At 57.7% G+C, this 16780-nt stretch carries 15 protein-coding genes and 1 other RNA gene; 2 read left to right on the forward strand and 14 right to left on the reverse strand.

The window, feature by feature from the left end:
- Window positions 1-262: 262 nt before the first annotated feature.
- The 5 genes from rdgB to MP439_10455 all read right to left on the reverse strand — a co-directional run bounded on the left by rdgB (window position 263) and on the right by MP439_10455 (window position 4231).
- The gene (gene rdgB, locus MP439_10435) at window positions 263-841 is read right to left on the reverse strand and encodes an RdgB/HAM1 family non-canonical purine NTP pyrophosphatase (protein MCI2976472.1); all 579 of its coding nucleotides are present in this window, start codon (window positions 839-841) and stop codon (window positions 263-265) included.
- A gap of 15 nt (window positions 842-856) precedes the next feature.
- Complete coding sequence (gene rph, locus MP439_10440; GenBank protein MCI2976473.1) at window positions 857-1585, reverse strand: ribonuclease PH; 729 nt, start codon at window positions 1583-1585, stop codon at window positions 857-859.
- Window positions 1569-2519, reverse strand: a complete 951-nt coding sequence (gene murI / locus MP439_10445; protein ID MCI2976474.1) for a glutamate racemase — start codon at window positions 2517-2519, stop codon at window positions 1569-1571. Before murI ends, rph begins: the two co-directional genes overlap by 17 nt.
- An 85-nt stretch (window positions 2520-2604) precedes the next feature.
- Complete coding sequence (locus tag MP439_10450) at window positions 2605-3786, reverse strand: alpha-hydroxy-acid oxidizing protein (GenBank protein ID MCI2976475.1); 1182 nt, start codon at window positions 3784-3786, stop codon at window positions 2605-2607.
- Entirely contained in the window at window positions 3779-4231 is a 453-nt protein-coding gene (locus MP439_10455; protein ID MCI2976476.1) for a M67 family metallopeptidase, read from the reverse strand. The genes MP439_10450 and MP439_10455 overlap by 8 nt, the downstream gene beginning before the upstream one ends.
- 72 nt (window positions 4232-4303) lie before the next feature.
- Here MP439_10455 and smpB point away from each other — a divergent pair, with 72 nt between their 5' ends.
- Both smpB and ssrA read left to right on the forward strand, forming a co-directional pair.
- Window positions 4304-4804 (forward strand): SsrA-binding protein SmpB, encoded by a 501-nt coding sequence (gene smpB, locus MP439_10460; protein MCI2976477.1) that lies wholly within the window; start codon window positions 4304-4306, stop codon window positions 4802-4804.
- Window positions 4805-4893: 89 nt separating this feature from the next.
- Window positions 4894-5242: a transfer-messenger RNA gene (gene ssrA / locus MP439_10465) on the forward strand.
- 234 nt (window positions 5243-5476) lie between these two features.
- Here the strand turns inward: ssrA and MP439_10470 are convergent.
- The 9 genes from MP439_10470 to manB all read right to left on the reverse strand — a co-directional run bounded on the left by MP439_10470 (window position 5477) and on the right by manB (window position 16116).
- Window positions 5477-6358, reverse strand: a complete 882-nt coding sequence (locus MP439_10470) for an ABC transporter permease (GenBank protein MCI2976478.1) — start codon at window positions 6356-6358, stop codon at window positions 5477-5479.
- Window positions 6359-6364: 6 nt separating this feature from the next.
- Window positions 6365-7051, reverse strand: a complete 687-nt coding sequence (ftsE, locus tag MP439_10475; protein MCI2976479.1) for a cell division ATP-binding protein FtsE — start codon at window positions 7049-7051, stop codon at window positions 6365-6367.
- Window positions 7052-7145: 94 nt separating this feature from the next.
- Window positions 7146-8249 (reverse strand): peptide chain release factor 2, encoded by a 1104-nt coding sequence (gene prfB, locus MP439_10480; GenBank protein ID MCI2976480.1) that lies wholly within the window; start codon window positions 8247-8249, stop codon window positions 7146-7148.
- Window positions 8246-10987 carry a preprotein translocase subunit SecA gene (secA, locus tag MP439_10485; protein ID MCI2976481.1) on the reverse strand — a complete coding sequence of 914 codons (2742 nt, stop codon included), beginning with the start codon at window positions 10985-10987 and terminating at the stop codon, window positions 8246-8248. Before secA ends, prfB begins: the two co-directional genes overlap by 4 nt.
- Before the next feature lie 48 nt (window positions 10988-11035).
- Window positions 11036-11587: a ribosome-associated translation inhibitor RaiA gene (gene raiA, locus MP439_10490; GenBank protein ID MCI2976482.1), complete on the reverse strand. Its 552-nt coding sequence runs from the start codon at window positions 11585-11587 to the stop codon at window positions 11036-11038.
- Window positions 11588-11862: 275 nt separating this feature from the next.
- Complete coding sequence (ahcY, locus tag MP439_10495) at window positions 11863-13140, reverse strand: adenosylhomocysteinase (GenBank protein MCI2976483.1); 1278 nt, start codon at window positions 13138-13140, stop codon at window positions 11863-11865.
- Window positions 13141-13411: 271 nt separating this feature from the next.
- Window positions 13412-14449, reverse strand: coding sequence for an SIS domain-containing protein (locus MP439_10500; protein MCI2976484.1), 1038 nt, complete (start codon window positions 14447-14449; stop codon window positions 13412-13414).
- Window positions 14450-14758 (reverse strand): Trm112 family protein, encoded by a 309-nt coding sequence (locus MP439_10505; GenBank protein MCI2976485.1) that lies wholly within the window; start codon window positions 14756-14758, stop codon window positions 14450-14452.
- Entirely contained in the window at window positions 14755-16116 is a 1362-nt protein-coding gene (gene manB / locus MP439_10510) for a phosphomannomutase/phosphoglucomutase (GenBank protein ID MCI2976486.1), read from the reverse strand. Before manB ends, MP439_10505 begins: the two co-directional genes overlap by 4 nt.
- Window positions 16117-16780 lie beyond the last annotated feature (664 nt).

The raw sequence follows: 16780 nt of genomic DNA on the forward strand, positions 1-16780 counted from the left end.
TGGGCGTACCCCCGTTGTGGTGTGCATAGGAGGATCAATACGTCCTTTTGTTTCCCATCGGTGTAGTGTCACTGAGTGGACTCTAAGCTCTTGTGCCACAACCCAATAGGTACTGACCTTGCTCTAGAGACATGATGGCAAACTATGTTCAAGAGTGATCAACGTAGCCGTATCGGTAGCGTGCCCGTGCGCTGCCCCACTGTCGGCTACTGCACTGTCAGTTTTGAGCCCATCAACTGGCGCTCCAGGAGCAATCGCTTCCTCACGAGTCGTCGAAGCGCGCGACCAGGTAGGCAAGCAAGGCCTTGAGTGCCCGACCCCGATGCGAGATGCTTCCCTTCTCGTCCGTCGTCATCTGTGCAAACGTACGGCCATCACCCTCGTCGGGGATGAAGATGGGATCGTAGCCGAACCCGGCGCTCCCGCATGGCTCGTTGGCGATCCGACCCCCAACCTCACCACGGAATAACCTGGTCTCCGCTTCGCGATGAGCCAGCGCGATGACAGTGACAAACTTGGCGCGACGATCATCGTGAGGGCCGAGTTGGGCAAGCATCCGATCGATGCGCAACGCGTCAGAGGGGGCGTAGCGCTTGGAGTAGACCCCCGGCGCTCCACCCAACGCGTCAACCATCAGACCAGAGTCCTCGCCGATGGCGAACGGGGCAAGCGCGAGCCCTGCCATCGCCTTGAGCGTGGCATTCTCTTCAAAGGTTTCACCGGTCTCTTCAACGTCTCCGAGATCGAGGCGAACCAACGTGACATTGGCTGGCAGGAGACGTTGCATCTCGGCGACCTTGTTCAGATTGCTGGTAACAAGGCCGATTTCGATTACGTTCATCGGTCCTCCAGGGTCTTAGGCGAGGCCAGCGATCGCCTCATCACCAAGAGCGATCAGTGTACCGATACCGGACTCCGCCAGCTTAAGCAGATCGACAAGGTGTGATTTTGAGAACGTCGCCCCCTCTGCTGACCCCTGGATCTCCACGTATTCACCCTCGCCATTCATCACGACATTCATGTCGACTTGTGCTGAGGAGTCCTCGTGGTAGTCGAGATCGAGCACCGGCTGCCCCTCGACAATACCGACAGAGACCGCACCAAGGGTGCTCATCAACGCCCCTGAACGAATCTTGCCGGCTTTCTCCAGACGCATCAACGCCACACGAAGCGCCACCGATGCCCCGGTAATGGATGCAGTTCGAGTACCCCCGTCAGCCTGGATGACGTCACAGTCCACCACCAGCTCCATCTCTCCAAGACGCTTCAAGTCGACCGACGAGCGCAAGGCTCGCCCGATCAGTCGCTGGATCTCGACGGTTCTCCCACCTTGCTTGCCTCTCACAGCCTCTCGCGGCGTGCGCTCGCGGGTCGCTGACGGTAGCATCGAGTACTCAGCCGTCAGCCACCCCGATCCCTTGCCTCGCAGCCAGCCTGGCACCCGATCCTCGAGTGAGACGGCACAGATCACCCTGGTCTTACCGACTTCGATCAAGCAGGATGCGAGCGCCATCTCGGTGTAATCGAGCGTCAGTGCGACATCTCGGAGTTGGAAGGGTTCTCGTTGGTCATGACGCCTGGTCATCGGCATACTCCTGTCGCTTCTTCGACCCAGGTTGGGCCGGTTGGTTCGTCATCCATTGGTGGTCGGCTTCGGCGAGGTCTCCCAGCTCAATGTGCTCGATGGAGTCTAAAGTCCCGTTGAAAAGCCTTCGCCCGATCCGTTGAAAGTCCTCAACTGGTCCTGTGCACAGAACGTGCACCGCCCCCTGGGTAGATTGCACCTGCCCCGGCCTCATCAGCAGCTCTCGAACCTCGAAGGCCGTCTCCTCCGCACTCGAAATCAACGTGACGGTGTCGCCGAGTACCTCATGAAACTGGGCGCCAAGATAGGGGTAGTGTGTGCAGGCAAGCAACACCGTATCCACGGCGGCGCTGCTCATGGGCTTGAGCAGGTGTCGCATCAGCTCCAAGAGACTCGGGTGATCGATTGCACCAGTCTCGACGTACTGGACCAACCCTGGACACGCAATCGCCGTCACCGTCTCATGGGCAAGTCGTCGCTGGTACACGCCCGACCGGATTGTTGCAACGGTTCCAACCACCCCAACCCTGCGGGTGCTCGTTGCTTGACCGATGGCTCTAACCGCCGCATCAATCACACCCACGACCGGAACATCGCTGTTGGCACGCAACGCATCGAGCGCAATCGCCGATGCGGTGTTGCAGGCTACCACGATCAACTTCAGCCGATAGTGGGTCCTCAGGTAGGCGAGGATTTCGAGCGAAAACGCGAGCACCTCCGCGGGTTCTCGGTCTCCAAAGGGCGAGCGTTTGGAGTCGCCAAGATAGACGAAGTGCTCGCCGGGCAACAGATCAACCAACGCTTCGAGGATGTTGAGGCCACCAAAGCCCGAATCGAAGACGGCGATAACCTCATCGCCAGATTCTTGACCAATCAGGTCATCGGACCTCGACCAATCCGTTGGTGCTGCCCCTGTGGATGCTGGATCATCCACCACAACTCCACACTGAACCACCGTCGATTGTTCGGGTGACCGCGTTGTGGTCGCAGTGCAACGTCGATCCCCTGCCCCAATGAGGTTAGCCATCATCGCCTACAGTGCGCATACGGGTCGACGAACCCGTTGCAAGGGCATCAGGGCTGGCGTAACCGAGAATCGTCAGTTGCGAGAGGAGCTGGTCGCGAAACTCAATCAGGTACTGCATCGCACCGAGTACCCCGCCCAGCGCAAAAGCCGCCATCACCGGGCGTCCGAGCGCCACGACCTTGGCGCCCAGTGCGATCGCCACCAATGCATCCGTCGGATCAGCGATCCCACCATCGACGATCATCGCATCTTGGCGAGATTGTGAGGCGAACCGCGCAAGCGACTCTGCTGTGGTCGTAACCAGGTCGCTTTGGCGTCCGCCATGGTTCGACACCCAAGGGATGATCGGGTCACGCCCAGGTCGTGCCTGGCGAATCACCCCGAGATCATGAAGGGACAGGATGCCTTTGGCGATCGGATCCAGGCCAGCGGCATCGCACTCGGCGATGAATCGGCCGAAATCGAGGTCCCGAATCTGCTCGATCTCTGCAGGAGAGAAGCCATCACCAAACGCGGGGCCGTCCTGATCGACCGGGTCAAGCACCTGGCGCAGGGCATCCATTGGGGAGAAGTTGTTGCGTTGGTCGTGATAGCGCGCCCCAAGATGTGGCGTGTCGATCGTCAGTGCCCCAGCACGCACACCGAACCCGGCGGCGCCCTTGATGAGCTGGGTGGTAAACCCTGGGTTCTCGGTTTGATACACTTGTAGCCACAGCTCGCCTCGGCGTTGGTGTTGCCAGGGTTCGACCAGCGCCCGATGGTGCTCGTCAAGACCAGCAATTTCCTCGGGCGCAAGCTGTTGGCCCAGAGCGAACGCCTCCGCGATCGCACTCAATCGGCGACTCGATCGAGTAGAGATGGTGTAGCCAACACCGGCAACCCCAGCCGCAAACGCTAGCCCTGGCTCCCCCGTCGGGTCAAGGAGCGATTGGAAGGCGATGGGTGCAATTGTCAGCGGAGTAGATAACGCTCTGGAACCAAACTTCGTCGACGTCGTCACCTGCTTGGGGCGGTCAAGATATTTCGGCTCCAACGCATACCGATGCCACGCGCGATAGTTTCGGTGCATCAAAAACTCTCGGTCAGCTGCCCCGAAAAAATACCTAGCCCGTCCCACATCGAGGTGCGAAGAGGCCTCCGCTACCAGATCACGACCAAGCCAAGGTTTAGTCATCGGAAGCTCCCTTGCGCATCTCTAGATCATCTGTCGGCGAGTCTTCTGACTCCTCGCCGGTCGATGCCCAGATATCGAGCTCCTCGACCACTCCATCTCGAATGGCGTAACACCGCAACTCCGCCAGCGGGCGGGCCAGTGAGACGACTACGTACCACCACCTGGGATCGGGGGCCTGAGCAACGTCCGTCGGCGATGGAAAGGCCTCTGAGTTAGTATGCGAATGGTAGACGCCAACCACGTGCAGCCCTCGAGCGACGGCTAGCTCGCGGGCCCTAGCAACGTCACTTGGATCGACGACAAAGATACGGGCGGAACGCGCCTCATTGCGTGAGGGGTAGGCCTCAAGGATGCTGGTTTGATCCCCGAGCAGCATGCCACAGGCCTCAAGAGGGTACTGCGCTATGCAATGTGCTAGGATGATATCCCTGGTTGAAGCCGGCATCTGGACCATTGTGACCAGCGTACCAAGCGGACCATCCCACCCATGAGCCTATCCATGAGATTGTGATCAAGAATGCCACGAACCGCGAAGAAAAAGAAGACGCAAGACGCTAACCACTTCGGCAACCGGGTCGTGGCCCAAAACCGTCGGGCTCGACACGACTATGAAATTCTCGAGACCTTCGAGGCTGGCATCGAACTGGTCGGCGGGGAGGTCAAATCGCTTCGTGCAGGCCGGGTACAGCTGCGTGACTCGTATGCTCGGATCGAAGGCGGCGAGGTGTTGCTCCTCAAGATGAATATCGCCAGCTACGCGCAGGCCACCGGATTCGGTGCGTTCAGTCCTGAACGCACGCGACGACTGCTCCTCCATCGATTCGAGATCGACCGGTTGACCGGGAAACTCGAACAGGATCGCCTCGCGTTGATTCCGTTGTCGGTCTACTTTAAGAACGGCCTCGCTAAGGTAGAACTCGCCCTTGCCCGTGGTCGCACAACCTACGACAAGCGACACGTACTGCAAGAGCGTGACGCCGCCATGGAGATGCGTCGTCTCCATGCGCAGTATCGCTGACCCAGTGCAAAGGGTCATCGACCCAGTGCAAAGGGTTGCCGAACTCCATCAGGACAACCACCTGGAACCGACTAGAATGCCCTTTGAAAGGGGGTGTACCGGATTCGACTTTGGACGACTTTGTGAGAGAAGCGAGCAGTGCTCTCCGGAGGCACTTTAAAAAGCCGGAAAACAAAACAAATGCCGAACCTTCGTTCGCACTCGCCGCTTAAAACTCGGTGACGTCCCCTCAGGTGGTCGCGTCGACACCTGAATGGGGCGTTATAAATAGACGCTTACTCCAAGAGGCTCGTCTTGAGGCCCTTGGAGGACATCAATCAAGAAAACGATAGTGTGGTCCGTCGGGTGACAGCACTACCGATCTAATACCCGACTGCGCTCGGAGAAGAATCATGAAAGCGCCAAGGGACGCGGGTTCGACTCCCGCCACCTCCACGGCACAAGAGGCCACCCCAAAGGGGGTGGCCTCTTGATCGTTACCAACAAATTCATTTTAGGCATGTCATCATCGCGAGTACGGGGATGGTACCCAGCTGTGAGCACCGCTTACGGCGCGCCCAATCCAAAGCTGGATTCAGGATCGACTCTGGGCGCTCACCTTGGAACCATCACGACGCCCAAAACCAGGACGTGCCACGCCCATGACCCCTCCGCATACGCTTTGGCAGTCAATTAAGCTGAAAGAAAACGGCGAACGGCGATAGTGGAACCAAGAGTACCAACAACAACGCCGGCAATAACGATGACCACAATGGTCTCAATCAAGTTGTGGCTCGTCAAGACAAAGCCCTCTAGCAAATGCATCCTGAAGTGGGCGATTGCATAGCCGATCAACGACTTCACAGCGATGACGACCCCGGTCGCCACCAGGGCTCCAATGAGACCCTGTACCAGACCCTCAAGCATAAAGGGGATCTGAATAAACGAATTGGTTGCCCCCACCAACCGCATGACCGCCACCTCGCGACGGCGCGAGAAGATGGCAACGCGAATCACATTAAGGATCAGCACCGCTGCAGAGACGAGCAGGATGATGGCCACTGCCAAGATCACCGTCTGTGCCACATTCGAAACGGTGGTGATGGTGTTGATCGCCGAGAAGTTATCGTTGACCGTATCTACCCCTGGTTGGCCCTCAAAGATCGCCGCCACCGCTCTCGTTTCAGCAGGGTTCACCAGCGACACTCGCAAAAAGGTCGGAACAGCGGACTCAGGCACCGCGTTGACGAGGTCCGGCTGGTTCGCCAGCAAGCGTCGAAAATCGGAATAGGCTTGAGCTCGCGGCACATACGAGAAGCTCTTCACCGCAGGGAGTTGATGCAGCTGATCTTCAACGGCGGTGAACTCAGTCGGCGAGATCTTTGGTTGGAGGAAAACCAAGAGTTGGACATTGCCCTTCCACTCTGCGGTCGCGGTAGAGACGCCCTGCTTGATCAGCAGCGCTGACCCAACCAACGACAATGAGATCGCAACGGTGAAAACAGCAGCAAGCGACATCAGCCGGTTGCGCCAGAGATTCGTACCCGTTTCAGCAGCAAAATACTTGACCGACATCGTCAGCTACACACCCAACCCATAGACACCGCGAACCTGATCACGGCTCAGATGCCCATCGTCGATCTCGATAACACGGCGACGCATTGAGTCCACGATCCCCACGTCGTGGGTCGCCATGACGACCGCTGTGCCGGTCCGATTGATGCGCTCGAGGAGGTTCATCACTCCCCAGCTCGTCTCCGGGTCAAGGTTTCCCGTCGGCTCATCCGCCAATAGGATCAACGGGCGATTCACAAAGGCTCGTGCGATTGCCACACGCTGCTGCTCACCACCGGAAAGTTGATGGGGGAATCGATCGATCTTATCCTCGAGGCCCACAAGGCGCAGGATTTGGGGCACCTGCGTGGCGATGAACCGATTGGGCTTACCGATCACCTGGAGGGCGAAAGCTACGTTTTGGCCGACGGTCTTGTTCGGCAGCAAGCGAAAGTCCTGGAAAATGACGCCTACATTGCGGCGGAAATGCGGAACCTTCCAGTTCGGCATCGTCACCAGGTTCTTGCCGGCCACCCAGATAGTCCCATCATCGGGCTTCTCCTCACGAATCATCAGTCGAATGAGGGTTGTCTTGCCAGACCCGGATGACCCGATCAAGAACACGAACTCGCCTCGATCGATCTCAAAAGATACGTCCCGTACGGCCGGGCTGCCCTTGGAATACGATTTGGAGACATTCTCAAACTTGATCACTCAAGAACTCCTTTGTGTCGAACACGGCCACGCTCCCAGCGGGGTGACCTCGACGTCTCGACACATCCTAACACCCGAATGATTGCACCGCGTCTCAATCGGCATCATTTGATCGTCTCCATTCAAGAAACGCCTGGATAAACGGGCCAAGCCTGCCGTCAAGAACCTCGCTGACATTATGATCTTCGTACCCCGAGCGATGATCCTTGACCAATTGATAGGGCGCGAGCACATACGAGCGAATCTGATTTGACCAGCTCACCTCGGACTGAAGCCCACCGATCGCGCTCATTTGGGCTCGAAACTCGTCTCGATGCCGTTGCTCGAGCTTCGAGATCAGAATCTGCATCGCCTTCGATTTATTCTGGAGCTGGGATCGCTCGTTCTGACAGGAGACGACGATCCCCGTGGGCAAGTGGGTGATACGAACCGCTGAGTCGGTCACATTGACATGCTGGCCACCGGCCCCAGAAGATCGGTACGTATCGATCCTAAGATCCTTGTCGTCGATGTTGACCTCGAAGGACTCATCCATGAGCGGCGTTACATCGAAGGACGCAAAGCTGGTGTGACGACGGTGTTGGGAGTCGAACGGGGACATACGCACCAGCCGATGAACTCCTCGTTCAGCTTGTAGGAGACCATAGGCGTAGCGCCCCTTGACGATGAAGGTGGCCGACAAAATTCCCGCCTCACCACCCGGTGTAACCTCGTCAAGCTCATAGCTCAGACCCGAATCGCTGGCATAGCGCTCATACATGCGTAACATCATCTCTGCCCAGTCCTGGGAGTCCGTGCCCCCGGCACCGGCGTGGATCTCGACGATCGCATCACCCTCATCGAACTCTCCCGACAAGAGTGCACGGATATCGAGCTGGGCCAGCTTTGAACCAATCCAGGCCAGGCTCGCTTCGAGCTCTGGGCCTGACTCGAGGTCGCCCTGTTCGAAGAACTCGGCCTGAACCCGAGCATCATCGATACGTCCTTGGATCGCATCAAGGAGCGAGACATCCTCCTTGAGCTGGGTGTAGCGGCGTGAGATCGACTGCGCTCGCTCGGAATCAGACCAAAAGTCGGGCATTCCCATCTCGGCCTCAAGCTCAGCGAGCTGCACCTCAGCATCATCGATCTTTAGGTATCGCTTGGCAGCTTCAAGCCGTGCCTCGAGCACATCGAGGCGATCGCTTGCGTCGCTCACTTCCCGTGGCAGTGCTTGTACTTGAGACCGCTGCCACAGTAGCAGGGGTCGTTTCGACCAACGCGCTCCTCGTCGGACTTGACCAACGGCGAGTTCACCTCGACATCGGTTACCGGTCGCTCAGCTACCGTGACAGCGCTCGCCTGTCCAACTTGAGCTGCCTGAAAGGACTCAAGCAGGCTGGCATCACCGGGGTCAGTCGCCCCGTAGTAGGAGGCCTGTCCGAGGTCCATACCCTGCATCTCTGGCCCAACGACCTGCACCTGAAGAACGTAGCGGATATAGTCATCCTCGATTCGCTTCATGAGCTCCTGGAACATGTCGTATCCTTCTTGTTGCCAGGCCACCAGTGGGTCCTGTTGCCCCATCGCACGCAAGTTGATCCCATCTCGCAGATAGTCCATATCAATGAGATGTTCACGCCAGTGTTGGTCCACGACCGAGAGCAACACCTGTCGCTCAATTTCACGAGCCGCGGTACCTGACTCTTCGCCTGCCTCTACCGGCAGGCTGGCGCACTTGGTCTGGTAGTACTCAAGTGCCTCAGCATGAAGTGACGCGCTCACCTGTGACTTCGTGGTGGCCTGGTGCAGATCCTCGGGGACAAAGGCGGTCGGCCAGTAGAGCACGACCTGCTCCAGCAGCTCTTCAATGTTCCAGTTATCCTCGTATTCCGTAGGGAGATAGGTCTCAACGAGCCGGTCGATCACCCGCTCGAGCGACGCAACCGTGAAGCTCTCAAGGTCCTCGCCCGCGAGGATCTCACGTCGGCGCTCGTAGATCACCTTGCGCTGTTCGTCAAGGACCTTGTCGTATTTGAGCACATCCTTACGGATATCGGCATTCTTGGCCTCGACTGCGGCCTGTGCACGCTCGATGGCGCGTGAAACCGTCTTGGCCTCGATTGGTTGATCTTCGGGGAAGGCCTTGCCCATCACCCAGTTGACGACCCCGCCTCCGGCAAAGAGTCGCATCAGTTCATCCTCAAGCGAGAGGTAAAAGCGGGTCTCACCTGGATCGCCTTGGCGACCAGCACGGCCGCGCAGCTGATTGTCGATCCGGCGTGACTCGTGACGCTCCGATGCAATCACATAGAGGCCACCGAGCTGTCGTACCTGGTCTCCCTCTTCGGCACAGATCTGCTGGTACTTCTCTAACGCCTCTTCGAAGTGGCGCTGGCCCTCTTCACTCGCTGGGTCAACTCCGTTATTGAACAGCTCCGAAAGCGCGAGCCGCTCCGGGTTGCCACCAAGGAGGATGTCAACGCCACGACCAGCCATGTTGGTGGCCACTGTCACCCCATGCAGTCGGCCAGCCTGCGCAACAACCTCGGCCTCAAGGGCATGTTGCTTAGCGTTCAATACGGCATGCGGAACCGAGCGGGCACTCAACAGCTTGGACAACAGCTCGGACTTGGCGACCGAAATAGTTCCTACCAACACCGGCTGACCACGTTCAAAGCGAGCCTCGATATCGTCGACGATGGCGTTAAACTTCGCCTCTTCAGTCTTGTAGATGAGATCGCCTTGATCGACCCGGACAACCGGTCGATTGGTCGGAATCGGGACCACCGTCAAACCATACGTCGAGGCAAACTCGGCAGCTTCAGTCTCGGCGGTACCGGTCATTCCGGCCAGCTTCTCGTAGAGGCGGAAGTAGTTCTGCAACGTTACCGTCGCCCACGTGTGGTTCTCCTCCTGGATCCGCACCCGTTCCTTGGCCTCAACCGCCTGATGAAGGCCATCGGACCAACGACGGCCTTCAAGGATTCGACCGGTGAACTCGTCGACAATCTTGACCTCACCCTTGTCGACGATGTAGTCCTTATCCCGCTTGTAGAGGTCCTTAGCTCGCAGTGCCTGATTGAGCTGATGGAGATAGACCATGGCCGAGATATCGTAGAGATTCTCGATCCCTAGAGCCTTCTCGACCTTACCGATCCCCTCCTCGGTGGTCATGACGATCTTTTTTTCCTCGTCGACCTCGTAGTCAACACCCTCCTTGAGCGTGCGGACTACGCCGGCAAACTTGTAGTACAACTCAGGCGACTGCGATGACGGACCCGAGATAATCAACGGTGTTCTCGCCTCGTCGACCAGGATTGAGTCAACCTCGTCAATGATCGCGTAGGCATGCCCCCGTTGCACCATGTCATCGAGCGTGGTCGCCATGTTGTCACGGAGGTAGTCAAAGCCAAGCTCGGTGTTGGTGCCATAGGTAACATCTCGAGCGTAAGCCTCGCGCTTTAGTTTTGGATCACTGATGTCAGCGGTGACTCGACCGACGGTGATGCCGAGCCGATCATAGATCTGGGTCATCCAGGCAGAGTCACGCGCAGTGAGGTATTCGTTGACGGTGACGACGTGGACACCCTTGCCCATCAGCGCGTTCAAATACACCGGCAGGGTCGACACCAACGTCTTGCCCTCACCGGTCTTCATCTCAGCGATCCAGCCAAAATGCAACGCCATACCGCCCATGAGCTGCACATCGAAATGACGCTGACCAATCGCCCGCTTGGACGCTTCGCGAACCGTCGCAAAGGCCTCAACCAGCAGGTCCTCGAGGGTCTCACCCGCCTCGATCCGGTCGCGAAACTCATCGGTCTTGGCCCGAAGCTCAGCGTCGGTGAGTACCTCGAACTCAGGTTCGAGCTCGTTTATCAGGGGAACGACGTCGGCAAGGCGTTTCACCTTCTTGCCTTCACCAGTTTTGAGAACTCGATCGATTAAACCCATGTCAACTCCCGGCGACTTCAAGCACTAATGCAGTTTAGCCTCTACCTCTTATGAGGGATCGAGTACCTCTGCCTGATCTATTAATCCAACCGAGCCATCGCCGCGTCGATAGACGACAGCTGAGCGTTGGGTCAGCGAATTGATGAAAAGATAGAACGAGTGCGACAACAACTCCATCCGTACGGCCGCTGTCTCCGGGTCGAGCACCTCGAGCTCAAACGCCTTGGATCGAGCGATTTGTGGCACTTCGTCGAGCTGCGATGGATCAACCGCCTTGTCGACGCGATGGTGCGGGTGACTCCGCGCTAGCAAGCGGCCCTTGAGCTTCTCAAGCTGATGGGCAAGCTTATGCTCAGCACGATCGAAGGCTGCCATCTCCTCATCGGCCGACCCCTTCGCCCTCGCCACCGTCTTGGCCAACCGAAGCGTGATCTCTGCGTGAACCTTTTCGCTCTGTGCAGGGTTCGATGAACGTTCTAAGAATACCTCTGCCCGGTCTACCTCTCCGAGGTACTTGCTCAACCGATGGACTCGATCCTCGATCAGCTGCTTGTGCTCATCACTGAGCGCACAACCCTTGCAACGATATTCAACCTTCATCGCCTCATTCTCCTCACTCTTCGGCCATCTTCACACTGTTCAACTCTCTGCACTGACACAACGTTGTGCACTGGCGCGCAGCACACCCGCGACCCATTCGTCGTCACCCCTCGGGCACCGCTTGATCGATCACGGTTATCGACGGTATCGGCAAATCGGAGCCGGAACTGGTCTTGTGATTGCACGAGAACCTCGCTCCGCCGGCTTCCAGGTGATACCAGTCGTCCACAATTTCGTGTGTGCAGGACCGCTCGATACCTCGACACCACCCGAACCTATTGTGTCCCGGACGTCCATGACGCCAAGTATTCGCGCTGTGCAGGCGTGAGTTCGTCGATCGTTGTCCCCATGGTAGCCAGCTTGAGTTTAGCCACAGAGGCGTCGATGTCTCGTGGAACGTCATAGACGCGCGGCGATAGTTCCGCACGTTGTGCTACCAACCACTCCACACTCAATGCCTGGTTAGCAAAACTCATGTCCATGACCGATGCAGGATGTCCTTCAGCAGCGCTGAGGTTCACCAGTCGACCTTCGGCGATGACCTGCACACGCCGATCGTTACCATCATCTCCACGGACCAGAAACTCTTCAACCATGGGGCGAACCATGCGCCGGCGTTCACCGGTGGTCATTGCAGTCAATCCGGCTAGGTCGATCTCGACATCGAAGTGCCCGGAGTTCGCAAGAACCGCTCCGTCTTTCATTACTCGAAAATGCTCTGGGCGGAGAACATCTCGATTCCCCGTCACGGTGATGAAGATATCACCAACTCGCGCCGCCTCTTCCATGGGCATGACCGAAAATCCATCCATGACGGCTTCAAGCGCTGGGAGTGGCTGGACCTCGGTGACAATTACCTGAGCTCCGAGACCGCGTGCACGCGAGGCGACACCCTTGCCGCAGTAACCGTAGCCCGCGACGACGATCACTTTGCCGGCGAGAAGGATATTGGTGGCACGAATGATGCCATCAAGCGTTGACTGACCAGTACCATAGCGGTTGTCAAACATGTGCTTGGTGTTGGCATCGTTGACCGCGATGATCGGGTAGCCCAACGAGCCAGCCTGTTCCATCGCCCGCAGACGAATCACACCCGTAGTCGTCTCTTCGGTGCCAGCAACGATACTCGCCACCTGGTCGGGTCGTTGGCTATGTACCCGCGACACGAGGTCACAGCCATCGTCCATCGTGATCTGGGGCTTGGCGTCGAGAACAGCATCGATATGCGAATAATACGTCTCGGTGTCCTCGCCCCGGCGAGCGAACACTGCAATGCCGTCATGCTTGACCAGCGACGCAGCCACATCGTCCTGGGTCGAGAGTGGATTCGAGGCAGCGGCGACCACCTGGGCACCACCAGCTTGAAGCGTACGAAGCAGGTTGGCCGTCTCAGTGGTGATATGAAGACACGCCGCAATCGTCATACCAGCGAGTGGCTTTGTCTTGGCGAATCGATCACGTATCGACTCAAGAACCGGCATCTGCCGATCGGCCCACATGATGCGCTGGCGGCCTGCATCGGCCTGGCTGATGTCACTGATGTCATAGTCCATATTGGTGCCTCTCTGGTGTTTATCTCTAACTTGCTAGCCAACCGTGTGGATCGTGCCGCTGAACTGATGTTACAATCCAACGCTAATCGTGTCCTCTACTCTACCTGATGACCACCCTGAGCCAACAAGCACCCCAAGAGATCGACGCGCACGACCCAAAACCAGCGCATCGTCAACACGAATCCTCATCGCAACCGAGCCCGCGTCGTTGGCACAGGTCCCTCCCGTCAACACCGGCTCGATAGCCCCGGAGCGCGGCGCCGGAAATCCGTTACTCAGTTACGGTTCCGGCCACAAAGTGCTTCACGCCATCGAGCATGGCGATCGGTCCCGGATCGACGTCGAGGGCGCTGGCCAGCGACAGTGCCACGTAGTCGCCGACGAAGGTGAGATCGAACAAGTTGGCTAGCTCGCCAACCCCATGCCCTGGCACCTCAATGCAGCAACGGAGGCGGGAGCCGATCTTGGTCGTTGCATATTCATAGCGCCGGGCTATCTGCGGATGCTCGTGGTCGTGACGGAGGATGACCATCGACAGATCGCGTTCAAGCATCGTTGGGTAGGCATCAAAACCTGCAAGCTCGTTATGACAGGCCTCAGGATAGACCGAATAAAAGGCCGGTGCCTTGGCGTTTTCGTTGATCTGTGCCTTCCATCGCATAGCGGCAACCTGCCCGATGGGACCCGATGACACGATCAATGGGATCGTTCCTTGCAGCGAAGTTGCAATGCTCGTCGCAATTGAGTCCGAGGCGTCAAGTTCTTGACGGCGCTCTTTGAGGCGTGCAATCGCCAGATTAACCCAACCGGTCGCCCCCGCGAACAGACCAACCTGGTCGAGGACTCCTAGCACCGACACCGAGAGTGTACCAAAGGCCGCCCTCGGTTGCGGGATCGAGCCATCGACCTCGACCACGCACCCACCGCGCTCTCCGATAAGATCGGCCAGAGCACCGCCTGAGGTGACGGCGATACATTTGGCGCCGTGATCGATGGCGTGGGACACGACTTCGAGCGTCTCTTCGGTGTTACCTGAGAACGACACCGCAATCACAAGCGAGTGCTTCCCGACATAGCTCGGCAATTCATAACCCTTGACAATCGTCACAGGTATCGACATGAATGGGGCAGCCGTTGCCAGGGCTACGTCACCGGCGATACCACTTCCACCCATGCCAACGACAACCACATGTTCGATGTGGTCTTTGTTCGGGAAGTCACAGACCGTCGTGACCGCTGCGAGCGCGGCCTCCATCTGCTCTGGGAGTGCACGAGTCGCCTCCCACATGCCTTGGGAATCAACTGGCACCTAGTGGTCCTCTCCTTGTCCGTCACGTGCGGGATTTATAGAATCGCTGCTCGTTACGTTACTCTCGTCGGTCGATAGTCCATTGCGATTGGATGCGTTAGGCCTCGCATGAAGCGCCAACAATCTGACGTGCTCGCTTTCATCAACGATCTCAGCCTCTTCGATCAACAAAACGGGGATGTCGTCTTCAATGCGATATTTGCGCTTGAGGCGGGGGTTGTACAACACATCCTCCGCCTCGAGGTAAAGCAGCGGCTCATGGTCGACTGGACAAGCCAAAATGGCCACAAAGTCGGGAGGAAGGGTCATCGCACGTCCCCCGAGTCAGCCTTAGCCACAACCGCCAGCACCTCGTGGGAGCGTCGCGACACCTCATCATCGGTTGGTGCCTCGAGGTTGAGGCGCAACAACGGCTCGGTATTCGATGGTCGCAGGTTAAACCACCAGTCGCCAAAATCGAGCGTCAAACCATCGAGATGATCGACCTGGGCACGGCCCTGATAGGCATTCTCCACAAACGTGAGTACCGCTTGCGTACTCTGTACCTTGGTGTTAACCTCACCCGAATCCGAGTAGCGCTCAAGCGACTTGCGAAGCTCTGACAACGATGACCCCTGCACTGCCATCTCCTCGAGCACCGTCAAGGCGGCGATCATGCCAGAGTCAGCTCGGTAGTTGTCTCTGAAGTAGTAGTGCCCCGAGTGCTCACCACCGAAGATGGCTCCCGTACGGGCCATCTCGGCCTTGATGAACGAGTGCCCTACCCTCGTCCGAATGGCAATGCCCCCCATCTCCTCAATCACCTCGGGGACCGCCTTCGAACAGATCAGGTTATACAGGATTGTCTCACCAGGGAATCGGCCAAGAATGCGACGGGCAATCAGTGCCGTAGTCGTTGAGCCCGAGATCGGGGCGGCCTTGTCGTCGACGAGAAAGACTCGATCGGCATCACCATCGAAGGCCAAGCCAACATCGGCACCGACAGAGAGCACTTTGGCCCGGAGATCGACCAGGTTCTCTGGCTGGATGGGATCGGCAGGGTGATTAGGGAAGGAGCCGTCAAGCTCGGGGTAAAGAAGTTCGAGGCCAACGCCAAGCCCGTCAAACACCGGCGGTACGATCAAACCGCCCATACCGTTTGCCGTGTCGGCGACGACGCGCATACCTTGAAGCTTGGTCACATCGACAAAGGAGCGCACGTGGTCAACGTACTCGTCGAGCATGGGTCGATCTTTGCGAACGCCTCGGACGGCGTGGACAGGAACCGACGACGCTCGGAACGTATTGGCAAGCTCATGAACCTCCCGGAGACCACTCTCGACTCCAACGGGGCTCGCACCCGCCCGGCAAAACTTGATGCCGTTGTAATTACCTGGGTTATGCGAGGCGGTAATCATAACACCAGGAAGATCGAGCTTGCCGCTCGCAAAGTAGAGCAGATCGGTCGAGGCCAAACCAAGATCAAGAACATCGACCCCGACACCAGTAAAGCCATCAATCAGTGCATCACGAAGCACCTCGGACGAAAGCCGCATATCGTAACCAAGAATCACTTGATCGGTCCCTATGACTTGGGCAAAGGCCGCCCCGATCGCTTGCGCCCACTCTTCATTGAGTTCATCAGGCACCACACCTCGGACATCGTAGGCCTTAAAAATATCGCTCATACGCTTGAATTACCCTCTCTCGCTGCATCATGCGCACACAGGTGCGACTCGATGTCTCAGCCCCGCGGCAGAGCCAAACTAGCGCAGTCTAGCCCACCGCGTGGCTCTCTGTTCCAGGGCGATACTAGCAGCAAGCCAGAACCGCCAAAGTCCAAAAGCGCGCGCCACAACTCGAATGTCAGTCAGTTCCACTGCCGTCAACCGCTTCACCAGGTTGTCCAGCGATTCTAGTGTGCATCCCGGGCCCGCAAACTCTACGATGCTGGTCGCCAGAGCTGATAACGGGCCTATCTTGTGAAACCCGTCAACTGTAACTTCTGAAGCTCCTCAACTCTAACTTCTGGAAGCGAGTAACGCTAACTCGTGAAACTCGCTAATTCTATCTCCTGGAACTAGAGCACTCCATCTCCTGGAAGTGATGGGCAGATGCAACCAAGCGACCATACTCCTCCATGGGATCCCAAAGGGGGGTTCTCTTGCACGAGGAGGTCGACAGGTGTCAAAGAAGAGAGGAACGTGGGGAACTCCAGATGAACTATGTCAGGGAGGTGATTCGCCTCCACTATGAACTTGAGAAGCATCGTAACGAGATCGCCCAATCGCTTGGGATCTCCCATGCGACGGTGTCACGGATCTTGTCACTAGCTAAAGAACGCGGAGTTGG

This window comes from Ferrimicrobium sp., assembly GCA_022690815.1.
Classification (GTDB): Bacteria; Actinomycetota; Acidimicrobiia; order Acidimicrobiales; family Acidimicrobiaceae; genus Ferrimicrobium.

What these genes read in the sequence shown, in the direction of transcription:
- smpB (MCI2976477.1), top strand. Translation starts at nt 4,304, where the DNA reads ATGCCACGAACCGCGAAGAAAAAGAAGACGCAAGACGCTAACCACTTC.
- MP439_10505 (MCI2976485.1), bottom strand. Translation starts at nt 14,758, where the DNA reads ATGACCCTTCCTCCCGACTTTGTGGCCATTTTGGCTTGTCCAGTCGAC.
- MP439_10450 (MCI2976475.1), bottom strand. Translation starts at nt 3,786, where the DNA reads ATGACTAAACCTTGGCTTGGTCGTGATCTGGTAGCGGAGGCCTCTTCG.
- manB (MCI2976486.1), bottom strand. Translation starts at nt 16,116, where the DNA reads ATGAGCGATATTTTTAAGGCCTACGATGTCCGAGGTGTGGTGCCTGAT.
- rdgB (MCI2976472.1), bottom strand. Translation starts at nt 841, where the DNA reads ATGAACGTAATCGAAATCGGCCTTGTTACCAGCAATCTGAACAAGGTC.
- rph (MCI2976473.1), bottom strand. Translation starts at nt 1,585, where the DNA reads ATGACCAGGCGTCATGACCAACGAGAACCCTTCCAACTCCGAGATGTC.
- ahcY (MCI2976483.1), bottom strand. Translation starts at nt 13,140, where the DNA reads ATGGACTATGACATCAGTGACATCAGCCAGGCCGATGCAGGCCGCCAG.
- raiA (MCI2976482.1), bottom strand. Translation starts at nt 11,587, where the DNA reads ATGAAGGTTGAATATCGTTGCAAGGGTTGTGCGCTCAGTGATGAGCAC.
- secA (MCI2976481.1), bottom strand. Translation starts at nt 10,987, where the DNA reads ATGGGTTTAATCGATCGAGTTCTCAAAACTGGTGAAGGCAAGAAGGTG.
- MP439_10470 (MCI2976478.1), bottom strand. Translation starts at nt 6,358, where the DNA reads ATGTCGGTCAAGTATTTTGCTGCTGAAACGGGTACGAATCTCTGGCGC.
- MP439_10455 (MCI2976476.1), bottom strand. Translation starts at nt 4,231, where the DNA reads ATGCCGGCTTCAACCAGGGATATCATCCTAGCACATTGCATAGCGCAG.